This window comes from Paraclostridium dentum, assembly GCF_048568265.1.
GTDB lineage: Bacteria > Bacillota > Clostridia > Peptostreptococcales > Peptostreptococcaceae > Paraclostridium > Paraclostridium dentum.
Genome location: NZ_CP183813.1, coordinates 1,822,598 through 1,840,977 on the forward strand (window position 1 = coordinate 1,822,598; position 18,380 = coordinate 1,840,977).

Consider the following 18,380-nt stretch of genomic DNA (forward strand, 5'->3'; position numbering starts at 1 on the left):
GCGGTACCACTCTTATTGGTAAATTTATTAATATTAGAATAATAACAATCTTGATAATAAAAAAAGCCCCTTGGAATAAAATCCAAGAGGCGAACTATCTCCGCGTTACCACTCTTATTGGTAATAAACTTACCCACTCAATCTCTTAAGGCGAGCAACCTACTGCAATACTTAGTTTCCTGCAGTCTTCTCCAAAGTTCTTTTCACATAAATATCAGTATTTAGCTTCCACCATCCTAAACTCTCTATAAAATCAATTTACACTACTCTCTTTTTCATCGAATTTTCATATTTTTCATTCATTTTATAGTATTGTATAGTATTGGATTCGTAATGTCAATATTTTATTTACTTATAACTTTTATACTTCATACTTCTTTCACTAAATTAATATTATTTAATACTTTGTTTAAATTTAAATATATTATAAGGATCATACATCTGCTTTACTTCTTCAAGTCTACACTTATTTTTACCATAATATTCATTCATGTAATTTTTAAGAGGATAATAAGGAAAGTTAATATAAGATCCTTCTGTAATACAGTAAATAGTTTCAATATTAGATTTTACCCACTCTTTATTTATTTCTTTATAGCAATTATTTTTAAATACTGTATCAATATGCAATATATAAAAACTATCTCTATAGTAAAAAGCTGTGTCAAATTTTTCTACTTCGCTTATCTTTCCACCTAATCCATATAAATTTAAGCTGATGAATTCACTACCTTCAGGTATTGGTTGATTTACTATTTCTACTAAACTTTCTAATGTACAATAATCATAAAATTGGTTAACAAACCTTCCATAGTTTTCAAAATATTGATATTGAGAATATGAAGAACCGATATAAAGCATAGCTTGTAAGAAAGATACATAATTATATGTTAAATCAAAACCTTTAATTTTACTAAACGGTACTAATAATTCATATAATTCACCTGGAGATCCATACAGTAGACCTCTACAATTTATGTTTACTCCACTTTCTGGGGATTTGTATATACTTCCCCTCATATTGATTTCAGGTACAGTACTAGTAATAAAGTTTTGCCAAATATCTAAAAATTCAATTTGAGTAGATTTACTTGGATTTGTAATGTTAAATTCAAATGCTGTTACATTATTTACTTTTGGAGGTAACTTAAACTTCATAGAAACAACAACTCCAAAATTACCTCCGCCTCCTCCTTTGCATGCCCAAAACAAATCGGAATTAGTATATTTATTTGCTGTTATTAATTCACCTTTATAATTTACTAGTGTCAACTCCAATAAACTATCACAAGTGAGCCCATATTTTCTACTTGAGTAACCCCATCCGCCTCCTAGTACTAGTCCACTTATACAAACTGTTGGACATGCGCCTCCTGGAAATGGATAACCTTTCCCACCTATAAATGTGTATAATTGCCCTAATTGAATTCCATTTTGTACAGTGAAAGTATTTTTTTCATAATCTACTTTTATACTGTTTAAGTTACTTATATCTATAACAATTACACCATTACCTACCGAAAATCCCTCGTAGTGATGTCCTCCGCCTCTTATTCGTATTTCTAATCTTTTTTCTACACTATAAACTACAGCCTTTTGAACATCCTCTATAGTTTTACAGTATATAATTTTCTCTGGATATTTATTTATAGCTCTGTTCCAAACTAGCCTAGCCTGACTATAATAGCTATCTCCAGGAGTTATTATTTCTGCCATTTCAATCACCTAAAATATTTAGATTTGGATAATACATACAAGTATTACTCTTATATATATATGTTATCAATATATTTTTTGTGACTTTTTTCGACTTTTACTTTGACTACTTTTCATCCTTAAAATACATATGAAAAGTAGTTTATGTTTTTTTATTAAGAAATAATATTTCTGCTTACCATAGATATAGCTCCTGCATCTAAAGAACTATAATACGAACATATTAAAAACAAATAAGATGCTGCCAGTAATATAAGTGCTATAGATACTCCAAATGCTATCTTATCTATCTTTTTGGGGTTATGAAATAAATTCCAAGTACTCATAATAGGTAAAACGATAATAGATATTGATATTAATAAAAATCCAATTGGAATAAAACCAAAAGGTTCTACTAGTGTGCCATCTGGAGCTACTTCAGACCCAATAATACCATAAGAAACAAAGCATATAACTCCTAAAATAAATGGAATCATTGTAAATAAATATTTTCTCATAATTTTTTCATCCTTTTTTATAATTTTTTAGATTTAATTCTTAACTAGTTTTGAATTTATATTAAGAGTATAGCAAATCATTTATCGTTTTTCAATATATTTTTATTGAATTTTATATTTTTTTTAATGTTATACAATAAATTATTATCGTTTTAATATAAAATGATTGTTAAACAAACTCCAAACACAACTTATAGATACACTGACCCCATTGTATATAATTAAATAAAAGAACCGCCTTTGAATCATACTATAAGTATAATTTCAAAGGCGGTTCTTTTATTTATATAAGCATTTATTGCAATCAAAAGCTATTCAAATGAATTAAATTTTTTATTATATTTTACTTTACTTATACTTGGTAAGTTGCATCTATAATTTTACTTTCTTTTGATAATTTTTTTGATAAAATTATAAAATAAGTTACACATAATATAATTTGTACAATTGTAGACATTGGTGTAGCAAGACCTACTCTAAATAATGATACAGGTATTATTTTACTCATAATATATGATACAGGTATCCTTACTCCAAAAGCACCTATTATTCCTTGTACCATTACAAAAGTTGTTTTTCCACATCCATTAAAATAGCCTACCATACTAAACATGATTGCAGTTAAAAGGCAATCTATTCCATACGCTTTCATATATTCCCAAGCTGCTAAAACTACAGCTTTATCCTTAGAGAACATACCTGCAAGTATATTTCCATGGAAAAATGTAATATAAAACATTACAATACCACAACACAATGAAGATGAAATAGCATAAACAAGGACTTTTTTTGCCCTATCGTATTTTTTAGCTCCGTAGTTTTGTGCCACAAATGCAGATACCCCTTGAGAAAAAGATGATGGTATTAGCATTATAAATCCAACAAGTTTTTCTGCAACACCAATTCCTGCTGATGGAATTACTCCCATTGAGTTACCTATGATCATAATTACAAGAAAAGACATATGTACAAGCCCATCTTGTAATGCTATTGGAGTTCCATATTTGATTATCTTTGAAGTTAAATTTTTATGAAACTTTATACTTTTCCTAGAAAACTCAAAAGGAAGTCCTCGTTTTCTAATAATAATTACCGATAATATAACACTAATTGCCTGTGCCATTATAGTCGCTAGCGCAGCACCCATAACAGCCATTTTAAATATTCCAACAAATATTAAATCCCCTATAATATTTGTCACACATGCAATTCCTACTGTGATAAGTGGAGTTTTCGAATCACCTAACCCCCTAAATACGCCTCCTATAATATTGTAAGCAATTATAAAAACAGACCCTGCAGCACAAATTTTAATATATATTACTGTACTATCAAAGGCCTCTTTTGGGGTATGCATAAAAGTTGAAATAGGTGAAGCAAAAGTAACAGTTAAAATAGTTATGACTATGGCTATGATAGCAAAAATTGAAATACCACTTCCTACAACATCTCCAGCTTCTTTTGATTTACCTTCTCCAAGCTTTTGACCTATAAGTATTGTAATACCCATCGTTAATCCTGTAATTATTACAGTTATAGTCATCATTACTTGGCTTCCAGTTGAAACTGCCGATACATCTGCTGCATTTCCAAATTGACCTACTATAAGCAAATCAACTGCCCCATACATTGTTTGCAAAAACAATGCAAGCAGTATAGGTATAGTAAATTTTAATAAAGGAGAAAATATTTTTCCCTCCGTAAAATTAGATATTTTTGACATATATCATCCTCCTCTTTTTATGTTTTGTGCAAAACAATATTTATTTAAATATAACCGTTGTTTAAAATCCAAACGTTTATTCTAGACTATTTCTTATTTTATTAAGTACATTTTGAAATACTTTTATCTCTTCTTCCGTTATGTTTTCTGATAACTTATTTTCTATTAAATCAATTGCATCAGATATTTTTTCATAAATCTTTATAGACTTTTCTGTTAAAACTATTTTTTTTAATCGTCCATCTTCCTTAACAAGCATTCTTTCTATTAAACCACTCTTTTCCATATTGTTTAGCATTAAACTAATTGATGAACGTTTTAAGTCAAATACACTCTCTAAGTCCTTTTGAAATACGTCTTTATCCTTACCTTCATTACATATAAAATCTATTACATAAGCCTGTGATATGGTTAAATTATCATCAATTGCACTTATTACAGAAGCATCCATTTTTCTTGAAATTATGTGATTAATTTTACTAATATCAAGACCTAACTTAAGCTTTTCTTTATTTATCATATAAACACCTCAATATAAATTTGTTTTGTACAAAACAATATTAACTATTCTTACTCTTTATGTCAATAAAATATTATTAAATTTTTAAGTGATGTCTTATATTTTTTTAATATTTTAATTATATAAAAAGCCCATATCTTAAATCAAGATGTGGGCTTTCTTTCTATCCTTTTATAAATTCTACAACTTCTTCTATTAATGCATCCGCTTGAGGACAGTTTCCTGTATTATCTATAAATGCATGTCTAGTATTTTTATATAAACTAAATTTTACTTCATTCCCTGCTTTTTCTAATTTTTCAGCATATTTTAATGAACTTTCATGTAAGAAATCTAAGTCTCCAACAACTATAAAAGCACTAGCTAAATTGCTTAAATCATCACAATGCATTGGTGAAACATACTTGTCTGTAGGCTTAGTTTTTTTCTTTAAATACCATTCGAGAATTACTTCACTAAATGTTTTTGCCATTTTATCGCTATTATCCACCTCCATAGATTGTAAATCTGTTGCTGGATAAAGTAATATCTGCTTAGCTATGTTAAACTCTTTTCTATCTCTAGCCATTATAGAAATAACAGCTGAATAGTTTCCTCCTGCACTATCTCCTGATACTATAACATTATCTGTATCTATATTTAATTCATCTTTATTTTCAATAGCCCATTTTATAGCTTCATAACAATCTTCTAGCCCTGTTGGATATGGATTTTCTGGTGCTAATCCATAATCTACTGATATCACTAAAGTATCAGCCTTATCTGATATAACTTTGCAGTAATCATGAACTGCATCTATAGACCCCGCAAACCATCCACCACCATGTATGAATATCATTACTGACCTTTTTTTATCTTCATCAGGCTTATAGATTCTTATTCTAATATCATTTTTATACCCTTTGATATTTTTATCTTCAACTATTATAGGTCTAGTGCTTATATCTTTACTCAAACCACCCATCATTGATCTTAATTTTTTTACATTCGATTTCATCCATAACTTCCCTACAAAAGTAGGCATTTTTATATAATCACCGGCAAATCCTTCATTTTCAATTTCTATAAACTCAAAATTTTTCTCAGTATATTTCATAAGCATCCGCTCCTTATTTGGATATCTAATTACAGTCAAATATTACTTTGACAAACTAATTTTTCACTTGTAATTTTAGCTATTTGTTTATACTTTCAATTATTTTATCTACCATCTGTTGCCCACCATCAGGATTAAAAGTAGCTAAAGCTCTAAGCGGCATGAACTTCATCATTTCTTCAAACATATTACCTTCGCCCAGGCCACTTGTATCTCCACCTAAACTTTGTATCATTGCATTCATTATCTGTTCAACTTCAGGAAGATGCGCTATGTCTCCTAAAGCTGTATTTTTATTAACAATAGTTTTAATAGGTGCTGTAGTATTTACTGTTATTACCTCTTCTAAAACTATTTCTCTTGAAGACTTTCCTATTAAAATTTCAAATTCTCCACTTTCTACATACCAATCACTTAAATCAACATTATAGTATGCGAAACTTCTCTTATTTAATGTAAATTTAACTTCTGTTTCTTCTCCTGGCTCTAATCCTACCTTTTCAAATCCTTTTAACTCTTTTTCTGGTCTTGTTACACTACTTTCTTTATCTCTTATGTATAACTGGACTATTTCTTTTCCAAACACATCCCCTATATTTTTTATCTTTACACTTACAGTCACTTTTTCAGTATCATCTATTTCATTTTTACTTATTTTTAAATTACTATACTCAAAGTTTGTATAGCTTAGTCCATATCCAAATGGGAATAATACATCCATTTCTTTTTTATCGTAATATCTATATCCTACAAATATTCCTTCTTTGTATTCTACTTTATCTACTTCTCCCGGGAAATTTAGGTAAGATGGATTATCAGATAATTTAAGTGGAAATGTTTCTGCTAACTTACCACTTGGATTAACCTCTCCATATAATATATCACATACAGCTTTACCACTAGCTTGCCCTGTTAAGTAAGCTTCAAGTATTGCTTTTACATCACTTACAAAAGGCATTTCTATTGGAGATCCATTACTTAAAACTACTACTATGTTTTCATTTACACATTTCAATTTTTTTACTAAATCATATTGATTTTCAGGTATATTTAAATGTGTTCTATCAAATCCTTCCGACTCATATCTTTCTGGAAGACCAATAAATAAAATAACTTTATCGGCTTCTATAGCCAATTTCTTAGCTTCTTCTGCTAACTCATAAATAGTATCATCTATGCTTAAATCATAGCCTCTAGCGTACCTTACATTTTCAAATCCTGCGAAGTTTACTATTTCTTCATATATATTATCCACTTTAGTTGGATTTATATGAGAACTTCCTCCACCTTGGTATCTAACATTAGTCGCAAGCTCACCTATAACCGCTACTTTTTCTTCTTTTTTAAGAGGAAGTATTTTTTCTTCGTTCTTAAGAAGCACCATGCATTCTCCAGCTATTTTTCTAGCTAATTCATGATGATTTTCTTTGCTGTATATAGCATTTTCGCTTTTATTTTCTACTGCTTTAAATGTTATATTTAATATTCTTTCTACTGCTTTGTCTAAAACTTCTTCACTTAATCTATTGCTTTTAACTGCTTCAACTATTAAAGCATCTCCCTTACCACCGTCAGCTGGCATTTGAAGTTCTAGCCCTGAATATAAACCTTTATCTCTATCATTTACTGCACCCCAGTCAGACACAACCAATCCTTCAAATCCCCACTCATTTCTTAAAATCTCTGTAAGTAATCTATAGTTTTCAGAGCAATACTCTCCATTCAACTTGTTATATGCACACATTACAGTCCATGGCTGTGCTTCTTTTACAGCAGTTTCAAAACTTGCTAAGTATATTTCTCTTAAAGTCCTTTCATCAACTATTGTATCTATAGTCATCCTTCTATGTTCTTGGTTGTTAGCCGCAAAGTGCTTTAAAGATGTTCCAACTCCCTGACTTTGTGTCCCTTGTATTTGATTCTTAGCCATTTCACTACTTAAATATGGATCTTCTGAATAATATTCAAAATTCCTACCACACAAAGGCGACCTTTTTATATTGGTACCTGGCCCTAATACTATTGATACATTCTCAGATTGACATTCTTCTCCTATAGCCATCCCAAGCTCTTTTACTAAATCTCTATCAAATGAACAAGCAAGTGCTGATGCGGTTGGAAAGCAAGTAGCCTCTACGCTTTCATTTATCCCTAGATGGTCAGCTCCTTCTGATTGCTTTCTTAGACCATGAGGTCCATCAGTCATCATTATTGATGGTATATTTAGTCGCTCTATTGGCTTAGTGTTCCAGAAATTTAAACCTGAGCATAATGATGCTTTTTCTTCTAATGTCATTTGTTTTATTAATTCTTTAATGTTCATTGCTAAATTCCCCCTGTTATTTTTAATTTATAATTTTTTAATCTTATTTTTTAACTATCATAAAAAATATTATGTAATTTTAGAATATTTCTTATTTATAATTTTATATTTTTAAAAAATAAATTTCGATTTAATTTTTAATTAATATTAGGTCAAATCTTAACTTATTTTTATAAAAAACAATCTAAGGAAAATATTTTCCATTAAAAAATCACTGCAAATAGATTAAAAATCAACCCTTTGCAGTGATTTGTATTAATATATTAGGTGCATAGTATAAAATTTAACTTCATGAGATTCTAAATTATCATTTATAATATAGTTATTGTTTATAAATTTGTTGTACTTCTTTATTTCTATCATTGAAGTATTATTTATATATGCTATATCCTCTTCATCTAAGTGCTTAGGACTCCCCATATTGACCCAAGTATCAAAAGCTGAACCATATTCTTTACTAATTTTATACTCTTTAAATAAATACTCTCCAGGTTCAATATTTTCAAGCCTCAATGTAATATCTTTTTCTATATTATTAAACACATTATACCTATCTATTTTACTTATTTGAGAAATATCTCCTCCAGAATAAATATTGTCAAAGTGACAATATTTATAAATCATAATTTGATAGGTATCATATTTTTTTGTAACAATATACCCATCACCAATATCTATTAATTCATTTCCTAACTTATTTAAAAGTTCATAGGCATAAAAAGCAGATTTTTTAATTCCATTGTTTGCTATAAGTCCTAACCCACCATGAAATACATCTTCATCTATTCTAAACTCTTCTAATAAATCAGTAGCCGCCCAATATCCAAAGCCATCTAATTCATCTAAATTTTCAATAATATTTTTAGTAATATAACTAGCCTTGTATAAAATGTCATTAGTAAAATCTCTATGTGATGGGGTTGAATTCCATTCTGTCATATATATACTAGTTTTTTCTAATTCGAGCTTTTTCAAAGTATCCTTAATTTTATTTATTAAGAATTTAAGATAATTTTCATTTTTATTAATACATATTTTAACCTCATTGCCTAATAAATAATCAGTTATTCCTTCATCTAAGTAATCTATCGGATAACTATGGAAAGTTATAAAATCTGGTCTACAATTATTTTCTATACAATAATCCAAGTGTTTTTCTAACCAATTATTGTTTAAAATGTTGTACCCTAATATAGAGGGGCCTCCTACTTTAAATTTGCTATTTACAGACTTTATAGTATTGTAAGTTTCTTTAAAAAACTCATCATAATACCCTTCTTTATCAAATCCAAAAACTAAATCTATATCAGGCTCATTCCAAACCTCAAAATACCAAGAACTAACTTCATCAACCCCATATTTGTTTACACAGTGTCTAATAAATTTTTCAACTAATAAATTCCATAGTTTAATATCTTTAGGTTCACTAATAATACTTTTTGTATAAAAAATTGACTTGTCTATATTAAGTGCAAGCTTAGATGGCATGAATCCAAGTTCTACAAAAGGCTTTAAATTTATACTTAATAGAAAATCAAAAAGTCTATCTATATATGTAAAATTGAATCTAGGCTTATTATTTTCTTCACCATAAACCATCATACTATCATCAAAGATTCCATGAAATCTAATGTATTTAAATCCAATCTTACTTTGAATCTCTCTTAGGTGTTCTTGTACATCTTTCATCAAACCTTCTTTAGCTTTTCCTATTGTTATTAGTTTTTTCCAGGTATGATCTATTCTATTAATAGTTTTGCTTAAATCAACATCTATAACATTTTCAACCTTATCTATTATTTCTAAATCTTTTGTATCTTCTTGAACTTTTAAATATTTAAAAATAAAATCTATTTGCCTATTTGTATTAAACTCTAAATAATTAATACCTCTATCTGTCTTACTATTTTTTATTTCATTGATATTACAAAATTTTTTCCTATAGTTACTAGGTGTTTCTTTGTATATATTCTTAAATAAACTTGTAAATGATTTTACATTTGCAAAACCATTATTTAAAGCTATATCAGTAATATTATAGTCGGTATTAACTAAATCTTTCATTGCATGTTCTAACCTTATAGAATTAAGATAGGTTAGAAAATTTACTCCCATATGTTTTTCAAAAAATTTACTAAAATATTGAGGAGATAAGTACTCCATGCTAGATACACTATTTAGACTTATATCTTCTTTATAGTTTTGTTGCATATGTGAAATTACTCTATTCAACCTATCTAAATGTTTATAATTTTTATTTTCTGTTTTTATTTTTGTACTATTCTTAAATCTGTTTATTAGTATGTATACTAACTCATTTAGCAATGAGTTTATTTTTATGTTATATCCGTTGCTTTGTTTTAAATAGTTATATGTTATTTCTGATAGTATTTTTCTAATTAATATAAATCTTTTATCATCTTTGGTATATTCAAATGATTTACAGTTTAGGTTTATTCTATCAATATCTTCATATAAATCATTAAATGATGATAGGTCTATTTGAATTGCTATTACTATATTATTTTTTTCAGACTTTATTGAATGTATTTCTTTTGAGTTTATTATTATTAAATCATCTTCTTGTAGATTATACTTTTTCCCATCCACTAATAAATCTACTTCCCCATTTGCCACTAATAATATTTCTATACTTTCATGCCAGTGACTTTGAACAACATCTACTTCATGAATAAATATATTTACTGGTAATGATTTATTAAACTTTATAGTTTCGTATATATATCTCATTATTTACCTCACTATTTATATGATATAAAAATTATATTCTATTAGTTTGTTTAATTTAATCTTACCATATTACTATTTATTTTTATAATCATAAATACTACGTTAGTTAGTTTAGCATGTTCTCATCAAATAAAAAATATTAATATCTTTATCAATGTATTTTTATATTTCAATATTGAATACTCATATAAAATATAAAACCAAAAAACAGATTTCTCTGCCTTTTGGTTTTATACTTTATAGATGTAATTATTTGTTACTTAAAAATATCCTTTTTTAATACCTTCTTTATATTGTTTTTCTCTATACTCCCTATTATAAGCTTTATCTTTAAACTCATTAACTTTATTGATATCAAAGAAACTTTCCTTAAGCTCTCTTCCTCCTGTGATAGTTATAATAGAACAACGTTCCACTTCATTAGAATCTGATAACTCTACACAATAATGCTTAAGTTCATCTTTAATAGCACTCATATACTCACTTACTCTCGGGATATAATATTTAAAATTATGATTATCTAAAAATTCTACGAGTTCCTCTCGAGTATTAAAACTATAGTTCTTCATATGTATCTCCTTTTTAAAATTATGTTTATATATTTATTATCTCTTCTTTTTTTATAATTATTAAATATTCCACATTTAATTATCATATGCGTATATATTTTTATCTATATTAGCATTTTATACAAAATTTCATGATATACTTAAATATGTGGAAATTGTTGTAAAATTAATCAAAACGTTTCCAAGTTTAAAAAGGATGGTGATGGGAATTGATTTTAAAAGATAAGAAATACAAGTATCTTTTTGAACTTATAATTTTAGCATTAGGATGTTTTATAATGTCTGTCGGACTTAATATGTTCTTAGAGCCATATATGATAGCGTCAGGGGGACTTACAGGTCTTGCAATAGTCCTTAAAAATATTTTTAATACTCCTTTATGGCTTATAAACTTAGTTTTTAATATACCTCTGTTTATATTTGGAGTTAAGATTCTTGGTAAAAAAGATGCTATAAAAACTTTGATAGGAATTTTATTACTTACATTTTTCTTAAAGGTTACAGAACCACTAACTTCAGCTTTTCAAACTAATGATATATTATTATCATCAATTGCAGGTGGTATAGTTGTTGGTATAAGTCTTGGAATGTTGTTTAGAATAGATGCATCTACTGGCGGAACAGAACTTGCTTGTCTTATTTTAAATAAGATTTTTCCATTTATATCTATTTCTGTATTCATGTTTATAATAGATGGATTAGTAATAGTTTTAGCAGGGCTTGTTTCTAAAAATATTCAAATAGCTCTATATGCTATAATATCTTTATACATTTCAGTCAAAATTTGTGACACCATTGTTGAGGGATTTGATTTTTCTAAATCTTTTATAATTATAACTGATAATCCAGATGAGATTTCTGATTCAATCATGAAAAATCTAGAAAGAGGAGTTACTTTTTTAGAAGGTCGTGGAGGATATTCCAAACAAAAGAAAGATGTTTTATTAGTGGTAGTCTCTCGACGCGAAGAAGTTATTTTACGAAAACTTGTTAATGAAATTGATCCTTTAGCCTTTGTTATAATAAATAACGCTTATGAAGTACTTGGAGAAGGATTTACAAGAAAAGTTTAGTATAAGATACTAAAGCCATGAAGATATTAATCTTCATGGCTTTTTATTAATCTTTTTGTGTTTTTAAAGCTTCACTTAAAGCTATTTTTTCAATTTTTTTGGAACATATAGATTTAGATATCTCAAAGGTAAGAGCTATTATCACAAAACCTATAAGTATATAGGGTAAATTAATTTTAGCCTCTAGTGCTATATCGAGCGCCTCAAATATTTTAAATATTAAATTTATTATAATATATCCAATAGGGACTCCTACAATATATCCAATTATTACATAAATCCTTGACCCATTTAACATCATTGAGTTTATTTCTTTTTTCTTATACCCAAAGACCTTCATAAGGGCTATATGATTTTTATTTTCTTCTATACTTGTAGACGCAATTATATATACTATAATTATACCTATAATAAAGGCTACAACTGCGATTCCATATATAAATGCTTCCATTAAATCCATATAATCTGCTAGCATATCTTTCATATTACTAGGAGTATTTACCATATACACTGAATCTTTATCTAATTTAATAGGTGTTTTTGAAATAATTGCACTATGATCTCCTTTTTTAAGTCCCATCATTTTATTGAAGTTATCTATTGAAGTAAATACATAGTCGCCTGAATTTGTTTTGGCAATATCAGTAATTTTTATAGAATACTTTTTGTCATCAAGTATATTTATAAAAGATAGTTTATCACCAATATCTAATTTATATTTTTTTGCCATTTTAGAAGAAATAATAAATTTATTATCATTAATATTTATTTCTTTTCCATATTTATCTTTTAAACTTACCATTTGTGAGTTTTTACTTACTCCTAATAACTCAAATTTATCTTTTAGAGTACTATCGATTGCAAATCTAATTCCCGATATCTCCTCTGAACCTAAAGGAGGTTTATCTGTTGTAGGCTGTTTCAATAAATATTCATAGTTGTAGCTAAACACATCATTACTATCTTGATTAATTGCATAATCCATTGAACATTTAGCAATAAATCCATACATCAAAAATACCGTAGCTATAGCAACTCCAGTTACCAAAAATACTAATCTAGGTATTGAGCGTAATTGTTCTCTTATAGCAAACTTTGTCTTAAATCTGAATTTACTTAAGTTGATTTTTCTTTCAATTTTATTTACTTTTTTACTCTTAATTTCATTGTTCATTAATAATACTGGTGATGATTTCAATATCTTATTAATAGATATGTAACTTCCTACAACAGTAAACAATACGCATAAAATTATTCCTAATATGAAATACACAGGGCTATACGATAATTTTTCAACTGGTATTGGGAAAAATTCAAGAAATAAGTCAAATATATATTTTTGTACTATAAGTCCAATTGTACCTCCAATCACCCCACCAGTTAACGAAAGTATTATAGGGTAGTTTAGATAGTGCCTCATTATTTCTTTTTTTCTATACCCCAATGCATATAATGTACCAATACCTGCCATTTCATTTTTTATCATTCTTCCTAAAACAATGCTTATTAACACAACTGTTATAAGTAATATTATTGTAGGTAGCACAATTGAGTATGTACTTATGGCAATAACTTCTATATCTAATACTGATATCTTTAAGTTATTTTTAGCATATACCCAGTCAATTATATTTACTCCATCTTCATTCAAGTAAGTTTTTAAGTTTTTAGATATGTCATATATATTTTGATTTTCATTGTTGTATTTTACTGAATATAAATATGTACCATTTTGAATATCCTTTTCATTTATTATACCTATCCCAAATTTATTTGGATTATTTATAATATCGCCTTCTTTTTCAAGTATATAAGCATAATTTGGTATCCCAATAAATCCTGAAATTTTATAATAAGAATCTCCTATTCGATAATTATCTCCAATATTTAATTTATTTGATTTAGCAAACTGAGGATCTAAGGCTATTTCTCCAACCTTTGGCATAGAACCTTCTAAAACTGCAGTAGTATTTACTTTTTCATTTGGAGTGAATAATCTTAATGTTTTCCCATTTTCTTTATACTCTTTTACAATTGTTTCATCCATTTTTAAATTAAACTTATCTTCCAACTTGTTTATATCATTAATTTGGTTTAAAGTATAAAATTCTAAGTCTTCTTGAACATTTTTTGTTACATATTCATCTTTATTATATCTTAAGTTTTGAGCTGTAAGGTTCAGTGCAACAAATAAAAAAACCGATAGTATTAACATATACAGCATACCTAAGTATTTTCCCATATTTTCTTTCATTACACGTAATATGCTTTTATTTAGCTTCATTACCACTGAACCTCCCTCGCATCAGCCGGGTTGTTGTTAGTAATAGAATCCGTAACCTCACCACTTCTAAATTTATATATTTTATTTGCCATAGCACTTATTGAAGCGTTATGTGTGATTATTAAAATTGTAGTATTGAATTTTCTATTTATATCTTGTATAAGAGAAAGTACATCTATTGCAGACTTATAATCTAGTGCACCTGTTAGTTCATCACAAAATAATATCGCTGGATTTTTTATTACGGCTCTAGCAATTGCAACACGTTGTTGCTCCCCACCAGATAGTTCTTTTGGAAATCTATTTTTTTTATTCATTAATCCTACTGCCTCTAGCACTTCATTAATATCAAGAGGTGATTTACTTATATTTTCTATTATTTCTATATTTTCTAATACTGTTAAATGAGGCATTAAATTGTATGATTGAAATATAAATCCTGTTTTTTCACGTCTATATTCTACTAGTTCAGAATCTGATAGTTTAGTAATATCAACTCCATCTACAATTGCCTCCCCACTATCTGATTTATCTAAACCTCCAAGAATATTCATTAAAGTAGATTTTCCACTTCCTGATGGCCCTAATATTACTCCTATATCTCCTTTTTCAATTGATATATTTGTATTTTTTAATGCTATAGTTTCGATATCCTCTGTTTTGTATGACTTGCATAAGTTACTAGTTTTAATAAACATTAGTTTTCTCCCTTATAGTATAATTTTTTATAAAAATTTATATAGTCTTCTACTTCTTCAAATAACCTTTTTAAATCTTCTTCATAGTTTTCATATGATAATTTATCCATCCATTTCATTGATAGTCCATCAAATGTAAGTTCAATGGCCCTTACCGCCATATCAATATTTAAATCATCTCTAAATTTTGTTTTATCATAATCACCTATAAAGTTTAATACTATTTGGTTTCTATTTTTAAGCATATCTTCTAGCCATTTTTGTGCTACTTGTGAATCATCTGTATACAATGTTTGAAAGAATTTAAAAATATATGGATTTTTCTTAAGTATTTCAAACTTAATATGTGCAGCCTGTTTATATATTTCAAAAAAATCATTTTCATTATTTTCTTTTTGTTTAAATGCTTCATCTTTAATTATATCTATTTGATAATTGCAAATATATAAGTATAATCTTTCTTTATTTTTAAAGTATTGAAATATTGAACCTTTTGAAATACCCGCTTTTAATACTATGTTATCTACTGTTGCACGTCTATACCCTTTATTTGCAAACTCTTCTATAGCCGAATTTATTATCCTAAGTCTCTTTTCCTCACTTAGATTTTCAAATGTCTTATTCAATATTATTCCTCCTTCTTCCTTCGTATGACTAAGTTAGTCATACTTATATATTATTGAATATGACTAACTTAGTCAACTTTTATGTAGATTAATAAAAATAAAAAAATTAAGGCTATAATCTTTTTAGATTATAGCCTTAATTATGCTATGAACATCTACTAAATCTTAATTTATATATAACTAAGCATTAGATTTTTCTTTTATATTATGAGTATTCCATGTAAATGATAAAAACACTATTGCTAAGATTGAAGATGCTATTAACATTATAAATCCTCCATCCCAATTAAATTTATCAACTACTATACCCATTGCTAGTTCAGCTAAAACTTGTCCTCCCATATAGCCAAATAAACCGGTAAACCCAGCCGCAGTTCCTGCTGCTTTTTTAGGTACAAGGTCTAGTGCACTTACTCCTATTAACATAACAGGACCATAAATTAATGCTCCTATTGATGCCAATGCACAATTTATAGCAAATGGACTTGAGCTTTTCCAATATACAGCCGTCGCTATAGCTACCCCCACCATACATATAACTCCCATTGGAGCACGTCTACCATGGAATATATGATCACTAATCCATCCAACTATAATAGTTCCAGGTATAGCCGCATATTCAAACAATGCAAATGCTATAGAAGAGTCTTTTGGGTTAAAGTGTCTCACTTCTTGTAAATATGTAGGAACCCAGCTTATAACCCCATATCTAACCAAATATACGAAAACGTTTGCAATAGCTATACACCATAAAAGCTTATTGTTTAATACATACTTAAATAAAATTTCTTTAGCAGTAAGCTCTTCTTCAGCATCTTTAACTTCAACCTCGTACTCTGGGTAATCATCTTTAAATTCTTCAATTGGTGGTAATCCAACAGATTGTGGAGTATCTCTTGCAAATATAATATATACTAGTCCACCTACAATTGCTATTATTGCTGGTAAGTAAAAAATACCTTTCCATGTTCCAAATAGTGATACCCCAATTAATGCAATTGTAGCTATAAATCCTCCACCTACATTATGTGCAGTGTTCCAAATTGACATTTTAACACCACGTTCACTATCTGAAAACCAGTGAGTCATTATTCTTCCACATGGAGGCCATCCCATTCCTTGAAACCATCCATTTAACAACATTAAAACAAACATAAAAGCAATATTAGTTGTATTTGGTAAAAACAAGTTTACTACACCTGATAATATAAGCCCTATTGCCAAGAAGTATCTTGGATTAGATCTATCGGATACATTTCCCATTACAAATTTACTAATACCATAAGATAGTCCAAGTGCCGATGCAACAAATCCTATCTCAACTTTTGTAAACCCCTGTTCTAAAAGATATACTTTAGATAAAGCAAAGTTACTTCTTACAAAATAGTATATAAGGTATCCTACATAAATACTAATAAACATCTGGATACGATATTTTTTATAAGCTGAATCTATTTCTTTTTCTGGCAGCCTGCTTATATATGGAGCTGGCTTTAAAAATTTTAACATTAAAAATCCCCCTTTTTACGCTAAAAAAGCCAAGCTAAGCCTATGTTAATATTGTTAAAATAGTAACATCCTAAGGCTTGTGCTTGACTCCTATTCTCTAACGCACGTTATATATTGTAATTTTTCTAACTTTATGTCCTCACTATAAAAGGTATCACATGATGATTCGTTTTTCAACATTTTTTTACAAATATACATATTAAATATTCATAATAAATTTATTTCGTTAAAATATAGCAAATTTAACATACCTAATTTATAATTAATGATAAAATATTTAAATTATTAAGGAGGCTTTTATCTATGAAGCAACGACCAAAATCCATAGATGGTACACTTAGAAAATCGTTTTTACGTGTTCCTGAGGTTATTAGAGAATGTAGTGGTATAAATATTTTTGGAAAACGAATAAAATCACTTGTTTTTTCAACTGACTTGGCTATTATAAAAAATGTAAATGCGGACGCAGTAATAGCTGTATATCCATTTACTCCTCAGCCAATAATTACACAATCTATTATTATGGCTTCTGATATCCCTGTTTTCGCAGGAGTTGGCGGCGGTCTTACAAAAGGAATACGCTCAATAATGTTAGGCACTAACGCTGAATTACAAGGTGCCATTGGTGTCGTTGTTAATGCTCCTACAACAAACGGTGTAGTTAGAGCTTTATCTAATGCACTAGATATACCTGTTGTTGTTACTATTGTAAACGATGATACAAACATTCAGGAAAGAATAGATGCTGGAGCAACTATTTTTAATGTTTCAGCTTCTTCTGACACTCCTAGAATAGTTGCAAAAATTAGAGAATCTTATCCTGATTTTCCAATAATAGCGACAGGTGGTCCAACTGATGAAAGTATAAGAAAAACAATAGCCGCTGGGGCAAATGCAATCACTTGGACTCCACCTTCTGTTGCTGAGTTATTTAAAGATGTTATGACTTCTTATAGGGAAAATGCAAATTCTCATTAGTATATAATTTTCGTAAT

At 28.1% G+C, this 18,380-nt stretch carries 14 protein-coding genes and 1 other annotated feature; of the genes, 2 read left to right on the forward strand and 12 right to left on the reverse strand.

All coding sequences use genetic code 11. The features are described from left to right. Positions 1–82: 82 nt before the first annotated feature. Positions 83–288 (reverse strand) — a binding site (T-box leader). A 105-nt stretch (positions 289–393) separates the two neighbouring features. The 8 genes from ACN6I1_RS08280 to ACN6I1_RS08315 all read right to left on the reverse strand — a co-directional run bounded on the left by ACN6I1_RS08280 (position 394) and on the right by ACN6I1_RS08315 (position 11,195). Then, positions 394–1,716, reverse strand: a complete 1,323-nt coding sequence (locus ACN6I1_RS08280; protein ID WP_419741582.1) for an FAD-dependent oxidoreductase — start codon at positions 1,714–1,716, stop codon at positions 394–396. A 155-nt stretch (positions 1,717–1,871) separates the two neighbouring features. Continuing rightward, positions 1,872–2,213 (reverse strand): DUF3955 domain-containing protein, encoded by a 342-nt coding sequence (locus ACN6I1_RS08285; protein ID WP_419741583.1) that lies wholly within the window; start codon positions 2,211–2,213, stop codon positions 1,872–1,874. A gap of 352 nt (positions 2,214–2,565) precedes the next feature. Beyond that, positions 2,566–3,936: an MATE family efflux transporter gene (locus ACN6I1_RS08290; protein WP_419741584.1), complete on the reverse strand. Its 1,371-nt coding sequence runs from the start codon at positions 3,934–3,936 to the stop codon at positions 2,566–2,568. A gap of 76 nt (positions 3,937–4,012) precedes the next feature. Further along, positions 4,013–4,456, reverse strand: coding sequence for a MarR family winged helix-turn-helix transcriptional regulator (locus ACN6I1_RS08295; protein WP_419741585.1), 444 nt, complete (start codon positions 4,454–4,456; stop codon positions 4,013–4,015). Between the two features lie 163 nt (positions 4,457–4,619). Further along, a complete protein-coding gene (locus ACN6I1_RS08300) occupies positions 4,620–5,552 on the reverse strand; it encodes an alpha/beta hydrolase (RefSeq protein WP_419741586.1) in 933 nt (310 codons plus the stop codon). 79 nt (positions 5,553–5,631) lie between these two features. Continuing rightward, the gene (locus tag ACN6I1_RS08305) at positions 5,632–7,875 is read right to left on the reverse strand and encodes a glycoside hydrolase family 3 C-terminal domain-containing protein (protein WP_419741587.1); all 2,244 of its coding nucleotides are present in this window, start codon (positions 7,873–7,875) and stop codon (positions 5,632–5,634) included. Positions 7,876–8,130: 255 nt separating this feature from the next. Next, entirely contained in the window at positions 8,131–10,626 is a 2,496-nt protein-coding gene (locus tag ACN6I1_RS08310; protein ID WP_419741588.1) for a GH39 family glycosyl hydrolase, read from the reverse strand. Positions 10,627–10,886: 260 nt separating this feature from the next. After that, a complete protein-coding gene (locus tag ACN6I1_RS08315; protein WP_419741589.1) occupies positions 10,887–11,195 on the reverse strand; it encodes a hypothetical protein in 309 nt (102 codons plus the stop codon). 209 nt (positions 11,196–11,404) lie between these two features. Here ACN6I1_RS08315 and ACN6I1_RS08320 point away from each other — a divergent pair, with 209 nt between their 5' ends. After that, complete coding sequence (locus tag ACN6I1_RS08320; RefSeq protein ID WP_419741590.1) at positions 11,405–12,268, forward strand: YitT family protein; 864 nt, start codon at positions 11,405–11,407, stop codon at positions 12,266–12,268. A gap of 46 nt (positions 12,269–12,314) precedes the next feature. Here the strand turns inward: ACN6I1_RS08320 and ACN6I1_RS08325 are convergent, their stop codons facing one another. The 4 genes from ACN6I1_RS08325 to glpT form a co-directional block, all read right to left on the reverse strand. Further along, complete coding sequence (locus ACN6I1_RS08325; protein ID WP_419741591.1) at positions 12,315–14,552, reverse strand: FtsX-like permease family protein; 2,238 nt, start codon at positions 14,550–14,552, stop codon at positions 12,315–12,317. Further along, a complete protein-coding gene (locus tag ACN6I1_RS08330) occupies positions 14,552–15,250 on the reverse strand; it encodes an ABC transporter ATP-binding protein (protein WP_021431037.1) in 699 nt (232 codons plus the stop codon). The genes ACN6I1_RS08325 and ACN6I1_RS08330 overlap by 1 nt, the downstream gene beginning before the upstream one ends. After that, positions 15,250–15,876 (reverse strand): TetR/AcrR family transcriptional regulator, encoded by a 627-nt coding sequence (locus tag ACN6I1_RS08335; RefSeq protein ID WP_419741592.1) that lies wholly within the window; start codon positions 15,874–15,876, stop codon positions 15,250–15,252. The genes ACN6I1_RS08330 and ACN6I1_RS08335 overlap by 1 nt, the downstream gene beginning before the upstream one ends. 180 nt (positions 15,877–16,056) lie before the next feature. Then, a complete protein-coding gene (gene glpT, locus ACN6I1_RS08340; RefSeq protein WP_419741593.1) occupies positions 16,057–17,385 on the reverse strand; it encodes a glycerol-3-phosphate transporter in 1,329 nt (442 codons plus the stop codon). A 303-nt stretch (positions 17,386–17,688) separates the two neighbouring features. On the opposite strand from glpT, the gene ACN6I1_RS08345 reads away from it, so the two are divergent. Further along, positions 17,689–18,363 carry a hypothetical protein gene (locus ACN6I1_RS08345; protein ID WP_021433291.1) on the forward strand — a complete coding sequence of 225 codons (675 nt, stop codon included), beginning with the start codon at positions 17,689–17,691 and terminating at the stop codon, positions 18,361–18,363. The last annotated feature ends 17 nt before the right edge of the window (positions 18,364–18,380 follow it).

What these genes read in the sequence shown, in the direction of transcription:
- ACN6I1_RS08280 (WP_419741582.1), bottom strand. Translation starts at nt 1,716, where the DNA reads ATGGCAGAAATAATAACTCCTGGAGATAGCTATTATAGTCAGGCTAGG.
- ACN6I1_RS08285 (WP_419741583.1), bottom strand. Translation starts at nt 2,213, where the DNA reads ATGAGAAAATATTTATTTACAATGATTCCATTTATTTTAGGAGTTATA.
- ACN6I1_RS08290 (WP_419741584.1), bottom strand. Translation starts at nt 3,936, where the DNA reads ATGTCAAAAATATCTAATTTTACGGAGGGAAAAATATTTTCTCCTTTA.
- ACN6I1_RS08295 (WP_419741585.1), bottom strand. Translation starts at nt 4,456, where the DNA reads ATGATAAATAAAGAAAAGCTTAAGTTAGGTCTTGATATTAGTAAAATT.
- ACN6I1_RS08300 (WP_419741586.1), bottom strand. Translation starts at nt 5,552, where the DNA reads ATGAAATATACTGAGAAAAATTTTGAGTTTATAGAAATTGAAAATGAA.
- ACN6I1_RS08305 (WP_419741587.1), bottom strand. Translation starts at nt 7,875, where the DNA reads ATGAACATTAAAGAATTAATAAAACAAATGACATTAGAAGAAAAAGCA.
- ACN6I1_RS08310 (WP_419741588.1), bottom strand. Translation starts at nt 10,626, where the DNA reads ATGAGATATATATACGAAACTATAAAGTTTAATAAATCATTACCAGTA.
- ACN6I1_RS08315 (WP_419741589.1), bottom strand. Translation starts at nt 11,195, where the DNA reads ATGAAGAACTATAGTTTTAATACTCGAGAGGAACTCGTAGAATTTTTA.
- ACN6I1_RS08325 (WP_419741591.1), bottom strand. Translation starts at nt 14,552, where the DNA reads ATGAAGCTAAATAAAAGCATATTACGTGTAATGAAAGAAAATATGGGA.
- ACN6I1_RS08330 (WP_021431037.1), bottom strand. Translation starts at nt 15,250, where the DNA reads ATGTTTATTAAAACTAGTAACTTATGCAAGTCATACAAAACAGAGGAT.
- glpT (WP_419741593.1), bottom strand. Translation starts at nt 17,385, where the DNA reads ATGTTAAAATTTTTAAAGCCAGCTCCATATATAAGCAGGCTGCCAGAA.
- ACN6I1_RS08345 (WP_021433291.1), top strand. Translation starts at nt 17,689, where the DNA reads ATGAAGCAACGACCAAAATCCATAGATGGTACACTTAGAAAATCGTTT.